17 protein-coding genes are annotated in these 17,333 nt (G+C 38.2%); 3 read left to right on the top strand and 14 right to left on the bottom strand.

Annotated features, from left to right (window positions below; translation table 11 throughout):
- Positions 1-115: 115 nt before the first annotated feature.
- Together AVFI_RS15725 and AVFI_RS15720 are read right to left on the bottom strand one after the other, a co-directional pair.
- The gene (locus AVFI_RS15725; protein WP_188863189.1) at positions 116-769 is read right to left on the bottom strand and encodes an HAD family hydrolase; all 654 of its coding nucleotides are present in this window, start codon (positions 767-769) and stop codon (positions 116-118) included.
- Positions 770-920: 151 nt separating this feature from the next.
- Complete coding sequence (locus tag AVFI_RS15720; protein ID WP_065595235.1) at positions 921-1,535, bottom strand: LysE family translocator; 615 nt, start codon at positions 1,533-1,535, stop codon at positions 921-923.
- 77 nt (positions 1,536-1,612) lie between these two features.
- Here AVFI_RS15720 and AVFI_RS15715 point away from each other — a divergent pair, with 77 nt between their 5' ends.
- Positions 1,613-2,137, top strand: a complete 525-nt coding sequence (locus AVFI_RS15715) for an outer membrane beta-barrel protein (protein ID WP_011263758.1) — start codon at positions 1,613-1,615, stop codon at positions 2,135-2,137.
- Between the two features lie 75 nt (positions 2,138-2,212).
- On the opposite strand, the gene fruA is transcribed toward AVFI_RS15715, so the two are convergent.
- From fruA to fruB, 3 genes are read right to left on the bottom strand one after another with little or no spacing between them, the layout of a single operon-like run.
- Positions 2,213-3,946, bottom strand: a complete 1,734-nt coding sequence (gene fruA, locus AVFI_RS15710) for a PTS fructose transporter subunit IIBC (protein ID WP_069581514.1) — start codon at positions 3,944-3,946, stop codon at positions 2,213-2,215.
- A 30-nt stretch (positions 3,947-3,976) separates the two neighbouring features.
- Positions 3,977-4,957 (bottom strand): 1-phosphofructokinase, encoded by a 981-nt coding sequence (gene pfkB, locus AVFI_RS15705; RefSeq protein WP_188863190.1) that lies wholly within the window; start codon positions 4,955-4,957, stop codon positions 3,977-3,979.
- Between the two features lie 3 nt (positions 4,958-4,960).
- Positions 4,961-6,097 carry a fused PTS fructose transporter subunit IIA/HPr protein gene (gene fruB, locus AVFI_RS15700; protein ID WP_188863191.1) on the bottom strand — a complete coding sequence of 379 codons (1,137 nt, stop codon included), beginning with the start codon at positions 6,095-6,097 and terminating at the stop codon, positions 4,961-4,963.
- Between the two features lie 285 nt (positions 6,098-6,382).
- Between fruB and cra the strand changes: the two genes are divergently transcribed.
- Complete coding sequence (gene cra / locus AVFI_RS15695; protein ID WP_054775184.1) at positions 6,383-7,360, top strand: catabolite repressor/activator; 978 nt, start codon at positions 6,383-6,385, stop codon at positions 7,358-7,360.
- Positions 7,361-7,422: 62 nt separating this feature from the next.
- On the opposite strand, the gene AVFI_RS15690 is transcribed toward cra, so the two are convergent.
- The 7 genes from AVFI_RS15690 to AVFI_RS15660 all read right to left on the bottom strand — a co-directional run bounded on the left by AVFI_RS15690 (position 7,423) and on the right by AVFI_RS15660 (position 13,993).
- Positions 7,423-7,815 carry a hypothetical protein gene (locus AVFI_RS15690; protein WP_188863192.1) on the bottom strand — a complete coding sequence of 131 codons (393 nt, stop codon included), beginning with the start codon at positions 7,813-7,815 and terminating at the stop codon, positions 7,423-7,425.
- 138 nt (positions 7,816-7,953) lie between these two features.
- The gene (locus AVFI_RS15685) at positions 7,954-8,364 is read right to left on the bottom strand and encodes a hypothetical protein (protein WP_188863193.1); all 411 of its coding nucleotides are present in this window, start codon (positions 8,362-8,364) and stop codon (positions 7,954-7,956) included.
- A complete protein-coding gene (locus AVFI_RS15680; protein ID WP_188863194.1) occupies positions 8,357-9,520 on the bottom strand; it encodes a hypothetical protein in 1,164 nt (387 codons plus the stop codon). The genes AVFI_RS15685 and AVFI_RS15680 overlap by 8 nt, the downstream gene beginning before the upstream one ends.
- The gene (locus AVFI_RS15675) at positions 9,517-10,368 is read right to left on the bottom strand and encodes a DUF4123 domain-containing protein (protein WP_054775180.1); all 852 of its coding nucleotides are present in this window, start codon (positions 10,366-10,368) and stop codon (positions 9,517-9,519) included. The genes AVFI_RS15680 and AVFI_RS15675 overlap by 4 nt, the downstream gene beginning before the upstream one ends.
- The gene (locus AVFI_RS15670) at positions 10,347-12,443 is read right to left on the bottom strand and encodes a type VI secretion system Vgr family protein (RefSeq protein ID WP_188863195.1); all 2,097 of its coding nucleotides are present in this window, start codon (positions 12,441-12,443) and stop codon (positions 10,347-10,349) included. Before AVFI_RS15670 ends, AVFI_RS15675 begins: the two co-directional genes overlap by 22 nt.
- Before the next feature lie 142 nt (positions 12,444-12,585).
- Positions 12,586-13,104 carry an Hcp family type VI secretion system effector gene (locus AVFI_RS15665; protein ID WP_005423511.1) on the bottom strand — a complete coding sequence of 173 codons (519 nt, stop codon included), beginning with the start codon at positions 13,102-13,104 and terminating at the stop codon, positions 12,586-12,588.
- A 238-nt stretch (positions 13,105-13,342) separates the two neighbouring features.
- Positions 13,343-13,993: a tRNA (adenine(22)-N(1))-methyltransferase gene (locus AVFI_RS15660; RefSeq protein WP_054775179.1), complete on the bottom strand. Its 651-nt coding sequence runs from the start codon at positions 13,991-13,993 to the stop codon at positions 13,343-13,345.
- Between the two features lie 100 nt (positions 13,994-14,093).
- Between AVFI_RS15660 and yidA the strand changes: the two genes are divergently transcribed.
- Positions 14,094-14,903 (top strand): sugar-phosphatase, encoded by an 810-nt coding sequence (gene yidA / locus AVFI_RS15655; protein WP_054775178.1) that lies wholly within the window; start codon positions 14,094-14,096, stop codon positions 14,901-14,903.
- A 90-nt stretch (positions 14,904-14,993) separates the two neighbouring features.
- Here yidA and AVFI_RS15650 read toward each other — a convergent pair whose 3' ends face one another.
- Positions 14,994-16,292 (bottom strand): MFS transporter, encoded by a 1,299-nt coding sequence (locus AVFI_RS15650; protein WP_065639911.1) that lies wholly within the window; start codon positions 16,290-16,292, stop codon positions 14,994-14,996.
- Positions 16,293-16,333: 41 nt separating this feature from the next.
- Positions 16,334-17,077: a glycerophosphodiester phosphodiesterase family protein gene (locus tag AVFI_RS15645; RefSeq protein ID WP_005423519.1), complete on the bottom strand. Its 744-nt coding sequence runs from the start codon at positions 17,075-17,077 to the stop codon at positions 16,334-16,336.
- Positions 17,078-17,333: the final 256 nt, after the last annotated feature.

Here is a 17,333-nt window from a genome sequence, read left to right as displayed (position 1 = left end):
CAAGCCTATTCAACTTGGATTAACTTACTCCAACCTAAAATAGAAACCTTATTATCATAAATAAAAACGGCTCATCTATTAAATGAGCCGTTTCTTTAAATAAGACTTGAAAATATTAGCGAGCTTTTAGTTCAGCTAAAACTTCAACCATAGAAGGTAAAATACGATGACCAAGTTCAATAACATCTTGGCTTGGTTGTACTAAATCAGGAATTTGGTAAGTGATCATAGTTGCGGCAACCGCCGCACGAGTTCCATTATTAGAATCTTCAAATGCTAAGCACGTTTCAGGAGCAATACCTAAACGTTCCGCTGCTAAAAAATAAATTTCTGGATGTGGCTTACTGTTCTCAACCTCACACCCCGTAGCAAGTACATCAAAATAACCGTCAAGACCTGCTAATGCTAATTTCTTAATAGCAATATCGTTTTGAGTTGAGGTAGCAACAGCCATTGGGATCTTATTGGCTTTTAACCACTCTAACAGCTCAATAACGCCTTCTTTAACAGGAATAGCTTGATTCTGAACTATAGAAAAATAACGGATACGCCACTCTTTATTTAAAGCAGGGTAATCGATATCAGGGCCATAACCTGCACGGAAAAGCTCTTCAATACGTTTAGCGTTACAACCAATCCCCGACAGATAAACATCTTCAAGAAATGGAACATTCTCAGCTTCACACGCTTGTTGAAACACGGACATACACACTCTTTCTGTATCGAGAAGTAGTCCATCCATATCGAAAATTGCAGCTTTAAATGTCATGAGAAACCTTATGTATTAATAGCAGAAAAACGTTACGTATATCTATAATTCACTATACGTTGAGAGTGGTCATAGTAAGCCAAAATGCGAGATGAAAAAAGTGAACTCTTAATTTAAAAGCACTTCCTCTTTAATTTCATACAACGATAAACTAACTATAAAAAACCACTCGCATCGCTAATAAAATCAATACGACACCAGATAACCTGTCTATCCATTTCGCTTTACTACGGAGTTTATCCACAATTCTAGGGGCAGATAGCAAACAACTAATAATCGTATACCACAACCCATCAACAACAATAGGTGTGATAACAATAATGGCTTTATCTAAAGGGTCATTGCCTACTGCGACAAATTGACTAAACAAAGCTAAGAAGAACAACGCGATTTTAGGGTTTAGAAGTGAGATAAGTAGCCCTTCTTTTGCTGACTCAACAATCGTAACTTGTTGTCCAGATTCAAGCTTTGCTGCAATTCCGCCAGTGGAACGCAAGGCACCGAGACCTAAATAAGCCAAATAAGCAGCACCTAAATAGCTAATCCCTTTAAATAGCATAGGTGATTGTTGTAACACTACCGCTAAGCCAATCACGGTAATAAAAGCATAAAACCCAATACCAATTGAATGAGCCCAAGCGGCTGCTATACCATTAATTCGCTTACCTGATAAAGTATGTTTCGCTACTGTCGCTAAACTTGGTCCTGGAGACATTGCTCCCAACAATGAAACCAAAAATAATGAAATCCAAATAGTTAATGTCATTTCGCCTTTAATTCCTCTTTACAACATTGTCTCATTCACAATAAAATCGCACATTCGGTTAAATAGACGAGTTTATAATGAAAAGGTTACTACCACTTTTGTTGCTAGGGGCAACTGCATCAGCGCAAGCAACAGACACTTTACACCAAATCTATATTCAGCCAAGTCTTGCAAACCTAAAAATTGATGGCTCTCATGGTAGCGCTTTAATGACTCAAGTGGGCTATAACTATCATTTCGCACCAATGATTGCGATGGATCTAAGCTATTACATGACAGCATCAATGAATGATATCGCAATGGATAATGATAAAGCATCGGCTACGGGTGCAACTATTGCTGCAAAAATGTATTTCCCAATGTCTTATTACGGTTCTTTCTATGGGAAATTCGGTTTAAACCGTACCAATGTTGAATATCAATATAAAGAAGGTAATCAAACATTAAAACAAGAAGCGGTATCAACTAAACCTTATGTTGCAGTAGGCACAGTAATGAAGCTATTCCCTTCCGTTACCTTCAACGTTGAATACCAATATATGCCATTAGCTTCTGATGATTACATCTCATCTATTGGTGCTGGTGTGAACTTTATGTTCTAGCTTTTAAAAAGCATAAAAAAGGGCGCTTCCAATCACCTTGGAAGCGCCCTTTTTATATCAATATAGCTTCATTTATTAAGCCACTGCAGCTTCTTTCGCATCCGCTTTATTTTTCAAGAAAGCGTAAGTGAAGCCTGTTACTGCTGTACCCGCAGCAATGGCTACCAAGTACATAAATACTGGTGTGATTGCGTTTGGAATAAGTAGAACAAACAGACCACCGTGTGGAGCAAGCAATTGAGCACCAAACAGCATAGATAGACCACCCGTTAGTGCACCACCCGCCATACAGCTTGGAATCACACGCATTGGATCTTTCGCTGCAAATGGAATCGCACCTTCAGAGATAAAGCATAAACCAAGCACAAATGATGCTTTGCCTGCTTCACGCTCACCCGCTTCAAACTTGTTCTTAGCAAGAAATGTCGCTAAACCCATACCTAGCGCAGGAACCATACCTGCTGCCATGATAGCCGCCATTGGGCCGTACGTTTGTGAAGCCAGAAGACCTACACCAAATGTATATGCAGCTTTGTTTACTGGACCACCTAAGTCGAAACACATCATACAACCAAGAATCACACCCAGTAATACAGCGTTAGTTGAGCCCATGTTGTTTAGGAATTCTGTTAACGCTGACATGATGCCAGATACAGGACCACCGACGATATAAATCATCACCAGACCAGTAAATAAACTCGCCACAAATGGAATGATTAGAATTGGTTTAAGCGCTTCCATTGATTGAGGAAGAGATACTTTATCCGCAATGAATTTAGCTGAGTAACCTGCAATGAAACCAGCAGCAATACCACCAAGGAAACCCGCACCTGTTGAGCTAGCCAACATACCACCGATTAGACCTGGCGCTAAACCAGGACGGTCAGCAATCGAGAACGCGATAAAACCAGCAAGAACAGGGATCATTAACGCAAATGCAGCGCCACCACCAATATCCATTAAGGTTGCAGCAATAGTGCCTGGCTCTTTAAACGCTTCGATACCAAATACAAAAGATAATGCAATCAACAAACCACCCGCGATAACAACAGGAAGCATGTGTGATACCCCTGTCATTAGGTGTTTGTACATGCCTTTTTTCTCTTCAGTTTGAGAAGATTGTGTATTACCAGACGCTTGGAAAACCGTCGCATCAGCGAAGGCTTTATTCATCTCTTGTTCTGTTTTCTTTAATGCTAAACCAGTGCTTGTTTTATATAGACGTTTACCATTAAAACGCTCAAGAGGAACCTCAATATCAGCTGCGATAATCACCAGATCCGCTTCTGCGATTTCTTGATCCGTTAATTGGTTTTTCGCACCCACAGAACCACGAGTTTCTACTTTAATAATGTGACCTTGGCGTTTACCTTCTTCTTCTAGCGCTTCAGCCGCCATGAAGGTATGTGCAACACCCGTTGGACACGCCGTAATCGCTACAATTTTTTTAGCGCCCGTATCTTCAGCAACCGCTGTTGATGTCACTTCAGAAGCGGTTAATTCTTTTGCGCTGTTCGCTGCGTTTTCTAACCACGCTTGCGTATCTGTAGTACATTCCGAAATAGTGCCTGTATATACTTTTTTACCCACAAAGCGAGCGGTATCTACTTCTGTATTTGCAGCGATGATAATAGCATCTGCACCATCAATCACTTCTTGGCTTAATACATCAACAGGTAACACGCTTGATTGACATTCAATCGACGCAGTCCAATTTAATTTTTTTGCAGCTTGTTCTAATAAACCCGCTGCAATAATGCTGTTTGCTACACCACTTGGGCATGCTGTTACGATAGCTATATTTTTCATATTTTGTCCTTAATCTATCACTAAGCGTTATTACACGTTGCTAGAAATAGGGTTGTGTAGGGTTACTTGTTGTTGTAATTCTTGTACGTTTTTAATATCTGGAACACCAACGCCAACCTGCGATACAGCTAAAGCAGAAAGAGCGGTAGCAAAAGATAAGATTTGTGAACGATCCCAATCTTGCTGCATGTGACCCCAACATAGGCCAGCAACTAACGTATCACCAGCACCAACCGTGCTGACTACGTTCATTTTAGGTGGTTGAGAATACATCCATTCAGCTTGCTCTTGATTATTTTGACCAAGCCACATCACGCCTTTTGAACCTAACGATACGACGATATTTTCAATGCCTTTTTCAGCAAGATCTTCAGCCGCTTGTTGACATGATTCTGGTGTATTTAATTCACGTCCTACAAATTCCGACAGCTCTTCATCATTTGGTTTAATTAACCAAGGGTGAGCATCTAAACCAGCAGCTAGTGCGGCACGACTACTATCAAATAACACTTTCTTGCCCATTTGATGCAGTTTTTCAATCCACTCTGCGCACTGCTCTGGAGAAATACCTTTTGGCAAGCTACCCGCTAAAACAAAAAAGTCATGATCTTTTGCTAATTCAAATAAGCGAACTTCAAACTCAGCAATCGCCTGTTGTGATACCTCAACTCCTGGGAAATTAATGTCACTCACTCGACCGTCTGATTCAACTAACTTCACATTGATGCGAGTTGCACCATCAACACGAATAAATTCATCTTTAGCCTTCATCTCTTCAAATAATTGACAGAAAAGCTCTTCATTATCACGGCCTAAAAACCCAGTAACCGTCACCTCTGCACCTAAGTCAGACAACACTTTTGCCACATTAACGCCTTTGCCTGCGGCATGAAGTGAGCCTTTACTTACTAAACTCACAGAGCCAACCGATAACGCATCTAAACTGCCCGTTAAATCTAAAGCAGGGTTTAGCGTGATAGTAACTACTTTGCTTTTTTGATTACTGCTCATCAATTAACCCTCACCTAAACCAGAAGCAATAGCAGCACCAATACCAGCAAGCGCTTCTTTTGCATCTGAGCCATCTGCAGTAAATTGCAGTTCATGACCGTGTTTAACGCCAAGCGCAATCACTTTCATTAAGCTTTTCGCATTCACCGCTTTTCCGTCACCATTTACGTTTAATACGGTGATTTTTGATTCGTATTTTTTCGCTTCAGCAACAAGCATTGCGCCCGGGCGAGCGTGTAAACCGTGTGCATTTTTAATTTTAAAGGTTGCGGTATTATCAGCATCAACACTTACTGCTGTTTCTTCAGTAGAAGTAGAGAACCTCGCAAGTAACTGCTCAGACGTTGCAGATAGAATCGACTCTTGCTGCTGCTCAGCAACCACCTTAGTGATCGTTGTTAAGAACGATTTATGAGAGGCGTTACAAGAAGCAATTGCAATCAAACCTTTAACAAGCAAGCCATTAAACTCGCACCCATTTGCTGTCGTTACGATAGACATACCAGAGCGTTTAACGCCTTTGTCAGTACTTACCAACCATAAACCTTTACCTAGATGCGTAGGCTCTTTAGTTACTAACTCTGCAACAAATTGGCTTTCTGCATTACCACTGTTTTTTAGTAAACCACCTGCAACCGCACTCATTTGGATCATATCGCTTGCAGGGAATAATAATTGGATAAGTGATGCATCGAAATCGGCTTCAAACTGCACTTCACCGTTAAGTAATGCAATGATGTCTGCTTCTGTTTTTGCTTGTTTTAGCTTCTCTTCTACACAATCTGCAGAAAGGACTTTAGTCAGTTGCTTTAAAATACCTAGGTGTTCATCTGATTTAGCCGCAATACCAATAGCCACATAAACCACGTTACCATCACCCCAGTTAACACCTTGAGGGAAATGATGCACAGCAACGCCGGTGTTATTAACTAAATCACGGGTGTCTGTTGTACCGTGTGGGATAGCAATACCATTACCTAAAAACGTTGAGTTCTGTTGCTCACGATTTAGCATTCCGTCTACGTACTTCTCTGCAACTAAGCCTTTTTCTGTTAGTTGTTTTGCAATCGCTTTAATTGCCGTTGTCTTATCCGCTGCTGACTGCAGCAGCGTAATGTCATTCTTTGTTAATGTCAGCATGGATCTTAGCCTCTCGCTATCTATGTTCACTGATAATTAATCATATTTATTGCCTTGCATAACAAACTGAATCGATTCAGCAAAGCATTAAAAAAAAGTTCAACAAATTTATTTCTACGCATTAAATTCGCATTTATGAGTAAAAATAGCGCAAATATCACGCTTTTCAAATTTGCTGAATCCTTTCAGCTTTTATACTGAATCGATTCAGCGTATAATTCAACACCTAAGCTGATTGGATCTATATTTCTATGATCCGAACCACAAAATTAAGGATCCTTACCCATGACATTAGATGAAATTGCCAAACTTGCTGGCGTCTCCAAAACCACTGCAAGCTATGTCATCAATGGTAAAGCACAGAAATATCGCATCAGCGAAAAGACACAATTAAAAGTCATGGCAGTGGTTGATGAGCACAATTACCGCCCTGATCATGCTGCATCTGCATTGCGTGCAGGCAGTAGCCGTTCGTTTGGATTAATCATTCCTGATCTTGAAAACACCAGTTACGCCAAACTTGCTAAACTTTTAGAGTTCAATTCAAGAAAAGCCGGTTATCAAATTTTAATTGGATGCTCTGATGATGATCCAGAAACAGAAATGAATGTCGCTCATGCACTTATTAGTCGTCGTATTGATGCACTATTCGTTGCAAGTTGCTTACCTAATGGCAGTGATTACTATTTAGGTATTCAAGAGAAAGGCACGCCAATTATTGCCATTGACCGTTCATTAGATGACGAGCATTTTGGTTGTGTGATCAGTGAAGATTTTGATGCGGCTTACGAGTTAACCAAATCAGTGGTTAATGAGAATGTAAAATCAATTGGCTTAATTGGTGCGTTACCAGAGCTGAATATTTCTCGTGAACGTCAATTAGGGTTTGAAGCAAAGGCCAAAGAGAAAGGTTTAGCAAGCATCACGGGATATGGCGAACACTTTAATAGTGAATCAGGCAAAGCTATTTTTGAACAATGGATAAAAGATGACGCCATTCCCGATGCGATTATCACCACCTCTTATATTTTGCTTGAAGGGATTTTAGATGTACTCATTGAAAAGCCTGAGTTAATGACCAAAATAAAATTAGGCACGTTTGGTGATAACCGTTTGCTTGATTTTTTACCTATCAAAGTAAACTCTCTACCACAACAATTTGAGTTAATCGCAGACAGTGCATTAGCATTGGGGTTGAATGCCTCAGCAAAACGCTATCAAACAGGGATTGAGTTAATTCCTAGGAAGATTATTATTCGCTAGTCGAAAAATTAGCTGTTGCGGCAGCCAATGTTGGCTTGTTTAGTATGATATACAATACTTAGTTAAATAATATCGAAAGTTTTAGCCATTAATAGACAAAAAATAAAAAGAATATAACTCCATACCCCTAACGCATTGACCCACATAAAAACCTTAAATTTTATAGAATCAGTTGTTACACGCTTACGAATGAATGGGTACTTAATCCAATAATCAAAGCATCGACTGCCAATTTCCCAAGACATTTGATATTGAGGGCGCATATACCCTTTTTTGTCATAATATTTATCAAGGCCTTTTGCTAATTGCTTATCAATAAAAATAATATGATTAAAACTTCCTAGTGAAACAGTTGCACTCATAATCACACCAGGAACAGACCAAGCTATAGCATATCCAGCAAAAATAGAACCAGGAACCATAATCAATAATTCCCACCATACTGCATCCGACATTTATCTCCTCCTATTATTCTTGCTTACAGTACGGCCAGCTGCCCCCCCTTTAAGCCCACTATAAATATCCCTTAAATGCGGTTGATATTGATGAGCATCTTAAATCTAAGATAATCTTACTAAATACCAGAAAATACATTAGTTATGAGAAAATAAGCTTTCATCGACAATAATCAACAATATTGAAGCCATTCCCAAATTAACACATGTAATTGTAATAAAATAAATAAGGAAAAACTTCCCAAAAATATTCTTTATATCTACTTTCCATTGGGTTATTTCATCTTTTTTTATTCCCCAAATAAATCGTAAAATAGGGTAAGAAAACCAGATAAAAACAATTGCACTACCTGCAACCCATGGCATTTGCTCAGTCATCACTAATGATGCACGATCTTTAAATTGTTTAGGTGCAGCATTTGATATAGATTTTATCAACTCAATTTTTTTAGATTTTAACTTAACAGATAAATAAACGTTACCCAAAATAAATACCAGCGGACATATCAACAATAATATTGCGGCTGTTTTATATAATATACTAATCAAATAATTTCTCCTCTACCCAATCTCCTGCATTATCTGAAAGATCTCCACCATAAATACCCCAAGTAAAAGCACCTACCCCAGCAAGTATAATTGATAACCCTCCAGTTACTGGAATCAATGCTAAACCATAACCAATCGCAGCTCCTCCTAATACATTTATACCAGCAGAACTAACATTTTTAGCCATCGTTCTACCACAAGCTTCACTAATAGCACCATTCATATTACATGTTTGATAAATATCTTTTCCATTTCCATAAAGGCCAAGTCCTGTTATTAACCAACCCCCTGTTTTTAAATCTTTACTAAATAACATTGACTGCTTATACAACGCAGTCATATCAATCCCAGAAACAGACTTAGCAAAATCTTTTGCTTTATAAAGCTGACGCTTATCAACATTAAGATAACGGTTAATATTTTTTGTTTGAATTGATCTTATATAACTTGGAGATCCGACTTCAGAAATAATACTCTTCATTTCTTTTTGAAAAGTTCGAGCCCTACCTCGCCATTCTTTATAATCAGAATTTGAGTATAAAGATGGGCCAGAAAGACCTTTTGTTTTTTCAGCAATAACTTTAGAGTACTCGGAAAAATTAGTCATCTTCTTGCTAATTTTATCTCCTTGAACCTGTGCTCCAGCAATAACAGCACCACTACCAGCAAGCATGTGGCTTAAGTTAAGATCAATAAATTCAGAATTGTCACTATTTCCTCTATTAATATCCAAATTTGAAGTGGCAACTATTAATAATGCATTAGTTGTCGTTTCATGATGCTCAGAAAACCACTTTTTCTCATCACTGGATAGTGTTAAGAACTCCGTCATCAACTCATCAGTTTGTTCTATTGCGTATGCTTCATCTTTGTGAGGAGCTTTCCAGGGAGATACAACCAATGGCATCCCTTCAATTATCTGGTGAAAGCTTCTTTTTAAGTGTGGGTTTGACTTAATAAAATGCTCAATAACTTCTGACTTATCTGACAAGTACGTTTCTTTTACAAAATCTTCAATAGTTATTTTTGAATCAGAAAAAACGATATAGGTATCATCAACATCAAAAATCTCTGTCTGACATACAGGTGTACCCTCTCCGCTTACCACACAATCATTACCATTTCCGTATTTTTCATCAGGTAAAGTAATCTTCATGATATTAGCTCCTGACTTTTCACTTGTTGATGAATTCCTTTTATTCGCTCAGTTAATGAGGTGTCACTTTGCTCTAATTTTATACTCATCCATTGAGGTTCTTTTTCAAAGCAACCAGCATCAATTCTCATGCGCAAATATCCTTCATATTCTTGTGCCATTGTTGGATTGTATTTATCCGCATCCAAAAGAATATCCATCGCTTGATGTGACGGTGGTAAAATTGGTTGATATTGATGAGCAATATCCTCTAACAACTGATATTTTCGAATCTCATCCATTAAAGCAAGTTGTGTATTATCAATAACAATTGGATTCTCATTAAAGCTATGTACATCTTCTAACAATTCACTTGATACAGAGCTTTGATATACGAACCAAGAGTTGTAGTGATGCCACTGAATTGCTAAAACACCGTTAAACATTTTATCAAGCTGCTCAGGTTTTAATGCCAACAGCACACTTGGTAATACTCTTGGATCAAAGAATCGTAATGTCGCTTTATTTCCAGACTCTTTAATAATTGTATAAGCGTAAAGAGCTTGATTTTGAAACGCTTTAAAACCGAGAGAGGATGAAAATACACTCCCTGATGGTTGTGCAATAAACCGATTCAAAAAATCATCATGACTTTCATTACCCGTTAATTTGATAATAATTGGGCTGCATTTCTTTAATTCGTGACCTAATAGATAATCCCATTCAAGAACTGGATTTTGTTGATAAACATACACTAACAGATCATCGAATAGACTAGGTTCAATAATGGCGTATCTATTACCAATCATTGGTTGATATTCAGCACGTTTAGTTATTGAATAATCATCTAGTTTGAATGTACGGAGCATGTTCCTTCTCCATCACAATGACACTCTTCGACAATTGCACTTCCTTGAGTGGCTTGCTGCTGATAATTAGCAACTTCTAATGCTTCAATATCATAAGATGTCGCATTCACAGCATTAGAAACCTCTCCCGCCTGCTCAACCTCTTTCCCCATTGGTAACACCGCAGCTTTTCCTGCATAACCACTGCCACTTCCTGCGCTTCCGCCAGAGTTCAGGTTAATTGCAGAACCAATAAGATGAACACCTGCTGGGTCAATTTTTACAACACTACCACCGGCTTTAATGGTGATTTCAGTACCTGCTTCTAACACTATTTTTTGACCTGATTTTAAATGCAATTCAGAGCCGATCTCCTCTAGCTGTTTTTTGCCTACTTTTTTATGTAAAGAGCCATTAACTTGATGATGAGCATCACCCTTAATCGTTTCAAACTGGCTTCCATTAACGGTGGTATGGCGATTGTTTTTTATCTCATTAAACTGATTGTTATGTACTATTTTATGCTCATCATTAAACACTTCTATCGTGTGATCATGTTGGATCTGACTGTCCATGTCTTTTGCTGCATGAATATAAATTTGCTCTGCGTCTTTTTTATCTTCAAAGCGCAGTTCATTGAAGTTTTCACCACCTAATGAACTTGAGGTTTTAAAGGTACTGCGTGTTTTATGCTCAGGTAAGGTATAAGGTGGTTTATTAGCACCGTTATAAAGCGCTCCAGTAATAATGGGCTTATCTGGATCACCATGAATGAAACTGACAATCACCTCGTGTCCTATCCTAGGTAAAATAAACTGCCCATATTGGTTTCCAGCCCAGCCCTGAGATGTTCGTAACCAACAACTGGTCTTTTCATTTCCTTGACCATTTCTATCCCAATGAAACTGTACTTTTACGCGACCATGCTCATCACAATATATCTCTTCGCTTTCAGGGCCTGTTACGATAGCGGTATCAACATTATGGATCAGTGGTTTAGGTTGAGTGTTAAGCTTAAAAGGAACTATCCATGGCATACAGCGAAAGCTGGCATTATATTCAGAGCCACCATCAGCCAATTCTTCAAGTACCTGTGGCTGACGCCCGCTATGAAACACTTGAGTTAGCAACCAAGTATCGTTCCACTTAGGGTTAGGATGTTCTTGAATAGGTTGGAAATACCCTGCGGTCAATTGTGCGCAGTCGCTCTCGCCGAAAAGTTCAATACTCCTAGCTCTTTGTCGCTCTAATCGTAATGACGCTTGTTTTGTGGCTTTTTCTGATGAGGTTTGATTAATTGGGTATTGATAATGTTCTAATGCTAACTCAGAAGCACATTCACCTTGATCATCGTTCTGCATAATCCCAGCAGGAAGTCGTGTCGGCGTTTCAAAATTAAAGTCTCTTACTGATACTTTACCGACGCTTACTTGCTGCTTTTTCATTAAAGAAGTAATGGTGTTGCCATCTTTCGTCATTCCATTATCAGCAACAACGCACAAGGGAGGTAATTCGGTATATATTTCAGGTCCATCCGAAATAATCTGTTTAACCCCACTCTCTGTATGTTCAAAATAATACACTAAGCCTTCTTCAGACAATAAGCGCTGAACAAACATGGCATCGGATTCACCATATTGAACACAGTACTCTCTTGGTTCATGAGTATTAAACAGCTCAATAGTAAAATGATTACTCAAGATCCCCGCTTGTTGATAAATCTCGGTAATGATGTCTGGTACGGTTTTATTTTGAAATATTTGATAATTGGTTCGATAATTGAGAAGTGCAAAAATAGGAACCAGACTTAATCGGTAGGTACTGTTTCGAAAAGAAGTGCTGATTTGCTCTATCGATTCAATAATGCCATGCACATACCTTGGCGCAAAATCAGGATTATTGTCATGATGCAATGTCAAGCAAGCTGGCAATTGTAGCCATTGAGCTAAATTCAATTCAGGCTCTTCACAAATAAAAGTAACATCAAACTGATAGTTTTCTCCCAACGTTTCTTGCCCTGAGAATGAATACACTTGAAGTGGAATGTCTATCGTTGCAACGTTAATTTCAAATTGAGCTTGGTTTGCATCCTGCATAATGATCCTTCCTAATACACGATTCTATTTTCATCGCGTTAAACACGGTGACTTAATTAAATAAGCTAAAACGCAAAAAGGGAGAGCCATCATAAACAGCTAGGGGTGCTTATGATATTGACTCTCCCGAAAATGCGAGCGATTACGCTTTCATTGCTGTACGCCAGTCATCGTTACCTGATGTACCTGCGACTTCGTGCGTCCAATCAATGGCACGATATGTCATAAATACATCTTCTAGGTGTGTGAAATGCGCTTGTGATGGGTCTTGACAGTTAGGCATTGACGCTGTGATATCAACGATAATCGCATCGTGTAGAACTGTTGTGAAATAGTGCTCTTGTGTACCTGTTGCAGAAGTACGGTACCACTTAATCTCAACTTTAGGCAGTTTCTCACCAGACGTTAATGCGTTATACATTAGTGGTGATGCCTTATCGAATACTTTTGTAATACGTACAGGCTTATGCACACGTTGACCAGTAGGCTGACCTGATTGAGGATCACGAGGTAATAAAACCTGGTGTTCAAATCCTTGAACTAACACTTCGTCTTCATGACCTTCTTGGTAAATGTTACCTACTGAATCTTCAGTAAATGTACCTGCAGTAATTAGTCCCTGTTTTTCGCCTTCAATGCGCATATAAGCTGGAGTTGGCATACTTTCTTCCTTTTAAACAATAGTAAATGAATAATTCCTTATCCCTATAGCTAAAGGTGTGCCAATTTTTTAACCGTTAAATATCAACAAGATAAAATGATAAAAAACATAAATTATAAAATAAAAGTTTGAAAAACAATCAAAAATTCTTGAAAATCAATCAAACTAATATCCGTGCCAAATTAAACTATCTTTCGTACTGAATCACGATTTTCCGATTCAGTTATCAAAAAAACCATTAATTAAGTAAATGAGCATAAAGGTGACTCACTTTTTCACTGCATTTAGGATTCGCTTCCATTCTTTTATAATGTGCGATGGTTTTATGTAAATACTCTTGGTGCTCAGTATCACTCAAGTTCCACATTTCAGAACCTATGCAATGTAATGGCTGTGTTGATCGGTTACTCACATGCAATACTTCATAAAATCGTTGGTTTTCTTTTACAAGCGTTTCAGAGATCAAACCAAAGCCCATTTCAATTAATTCTCGCCTTACCCTGTAATTATGCAAAACTGGGCAAAGAATAAACTCTAAATCAGCATCTTTATTATACTGATAAATAGACCGTACTAACTCAATAAGTAAATCGCCACCAACACCAGCAATAATAATTAAATTTTTAGAATCATTAACTAATGGAAGGTGCGCCACATCCATACAATGAACCTGCCATTGAGGTTGAATATCAGCAGCGTATTTATTAAGTCGAGTTTCTAGCTCTACCATTAAGCTATCTACCACATCCACAAAATGAATCACGCTTTTGGGTTGTGAGGCTAATAAAGCCATACCTAACTGGCCATGGTCACAGCAACAGTCCCAAATATGATCATAATGGGTGGTTACTTTATTTCTGATGGTATCTAAACGAGAGCTTAATTTCATGAGTTTAATCTGTAGTAAAAATCAGACACAGTATATAGTATTTTTTTCATAAAAATCAGGTAAGCTACCCTATAGAATTCTTAATCAAATGGTAATGATGATGTATAAACTGATCGCGCTTGATATGGATGGCACTCTGCTTAATTCCGACAAACAAATCTCTGCAGAAAACAAAGCTGCAATTACCGCTGCTCGTGAAAAAGGTGTCGTTGTCGTATTGGCTTCTGGGCGCCCACTAAATGGCATGAAACCACAGCTTGAAGAACTTGGAATGACAACTGAAAACGACTACGTGCTCAGCTATAACGCATCATTAGTTCAAAAAGTGAAAAATGAAGAAGTGATCCGTAGCCAAATCATTACTGGTGCAGATGCCAAAGCCATTGCAAAACTTGCACAAGAGCTTGGTGTGAATGTTCATGCATTTTCTCAAGAAAAAGGCTTAATTACACCAGCACTAAGCCACTACACAGAGCATGAATCAAAAATCACAGGTATGCCAATCACAGTGATTGATTTTGAAGAACTTGCTGATGATGAACAGATACTTAAAGCAATGATGATTGATGAACCAGAACTGCTTTCTGCAGCTATCAAACAACTTCCTGAAGCACTTTATAAACAATTTACCATTGTGCAAAGTGCGCCTTTCTTCTTAGAGTTTTTAAACCCAAATAGCAACAAAGGTGTGGGTGTAGAAGCACTGGCTGATCATCTAGGCATTACCGCCGATGAGGTAATTTGTATGGGTGATGCTGGCAATGACTGGCACATGATTAAATACGCAGGTTTAGGCGTTGCAATGGCCAATGCAACCGACGATGTAAAAGAGATTGCTAATCACATTACCGTAAGTAATAACGAACATGGTGTAGCAAAAGTGATTGAAGAGTTTGTATTAAGCGCTTAATTTAATTACATAAATACAACTAAAAATAGCCCCTAGCATGAATAAACATACTAAGGGCTATTTTATTTCTGATAAAAGCTTATTACATGATTACGCTTCTGATTCAACCATGTGTTTTTCGTTATCTCCACCACTGTTCTTCTTCTTCAATGAAATAAGAATGAGTGAACACACCATACCAACAACAGCAACAGTTAAACCAATACCAAAGATCATTTGATATGCCTGAACTGCAGGATAGCTATCAATAATCCAGCCATTTAATGCATATGCCCAGAATACAGAAGCATAAGCTGCAAATGAACCGACGCTCATTGCTGAACCACTGTAATCTTTAGGTACGCCCGCTTCTGCCACTGGCGCTAAAATAATACCTTTTGCTAAGAAAATGCTAAATGAAAAACACATTAATAGAACCATGTTCATCATTAACATACCTTCTGATTTAGGCAGAGCAATCGTCACACCTAAACATACCGCAGTTAATCCTAATGCAAAGAACATCATCTTAATGGAAGATTTAAATACAAAATCAGCAATTGAACCCGCAACAAGACCTGCAACAACACCCATTGCGCCTGTATTAATGATACCGAAGATCGCAGCTTGAGCAGTAGACAACCCGAACACAGCTTGAAGATAAGGAACCGTATAAATCAGTGTAATATAAATCCAATATACGGTTAGAGAAGTAATTGCCGCTAACCATACCGTTGGCATTTTTAAAACGTGAATTAAGCCTTTTAACGCTTCTTTGTTTTTGCTCTCACCTTGCTTAATTTCCATGTGGTTATCTGGTACGAATTTCCATACACAGAAGATCATAGGAAGAATAAGTAAAGTATAGAAAACAATTGCACCTTGGAATACAAGAATAGAGCCTCCAACCAATGCCATGATACCTACGATAACGGCATTCATACTCATCTCAGCTGCACGTCGCACTGATTCTAATAACCCAAATGCCATCCCTTTGTTTCTATCGCCAGACATTAACGTCACACCATTCACAACGGCAGGCCAGAATGCTGCGTCGACTAAGCCCCAAATACCTGCAATAACGACAAGTACGCTAAAGCCAGGCTCTAAGAAGATGATCGCCATCATGCTTAAAAAACGAATCAACAAACTGGTTATTAAAATGGATTTAACAGAAAAACGATTATTGACCCAACCAGCTGGAATATAGAAGAACATTGCTGAGCCTATCAGCGTAAATAGGATACCCATTTGGGTATTATCTATTTTTAGTACTTCTAATAATAAATTGTAAAATGTTCCTTTAAAGGCTTCAAAAGCCGAGTAAATAATTTGCCCTGACATTACGACAGAGAAAAAACCGAATAGCTGATTTCGACTGGTAAACCCAATCTTTTCAAATAAGTTCATTTGAGCAATCCTTTCACGTTATTGAATTATTAGTTTTGTTATTATTGTTTTGCTTTGTATTTAGAAGGAAACTTATGAGCTATATCAGTACAAATACCATCTACACCCCAATTGAAAAGTTCATTTGCACGAGCCAAATCATTCACCGTCCAAACATTTACTTTAATGCCTGATGCTTTAAATTTTTGCACCATATCGCGAGTTAGTCCTTTTTCTTCGGGGTGAATATAGTCAGCTTGGCACCACTCAATAATCGAATTCCAGTCATCCCACAATGTATGGCTTTCAAAAAGACATGCTACTTTCGTTTCTGGGCTTTTGCGCTTAAATTCAGATAAAACAAGGTGGTTAAAACTTGAGATAATCAATTCTCGTTCTGGGTTTAATTCTTTAAGTGCAGAGATTAAATTATCAATCAACAAGTGACTTAACTTAGCGCTAGCTGAACATGATTTAATTTCAATATTGAGATTCAGCTCTTTTTCGTTCGCTAATGTAATTAATTGCTGAATCGTCGGTAAACGCTCATCAATATAATCATCACTAAACCAACTGCCAGCATCAATAGAAGATAAATCAGCGCTGCTAATATCACATAGGCGACCACTTTTATCTGTACAACGATCTAATGTATCGTCATGAGATATGATCACCGTGCCATCTTGTAGAATATCGACATCACATTCAAACCATTGAACACCATGATCTTTACATAATGAGAATGCTGAAAGGGTATTTTCAGGAGCTAGAGAAGACATTCCACGATGAGCTATTAATGTTTTCATTGTTAACCTATTTCACGTGTTAAAAGATAGAAATAATAATAACGCTTAGGTCATTGCATAAATGTGACAGAAACGAACAAAATGCGCATTCGAACGCTCGAATTGGAACTTTTATTACTTTTTGCAGCAAAGTTAACAATATTAATCACTAGAAATTAGCTCGCAAACTAATTTAGCATCCATCAAATCATACCCATTTAGTAGTAAAAACCATTTCAATAGCAATTTTCAACAGAATAAGTAACTATTACTTATA

It is taken from the genome of Aliivibrio fischeri ATCC 7744 = JCM 18803 = DSM 507 (genome assembly GCF_023983475.1).
Classification (GTDB): domain Bacteria; phylum Pseudomonadota; class Gammaproteobacteria; order Enterobacterales; family Vibrionaceae; genus Aliivibrio; species Aliivibrio fischeri.
The sequence above is the reverse complement of the archived record's forward strand: the minus strand, read 5'-3'. Positions and strand labels throughout refer to the sequence as shown.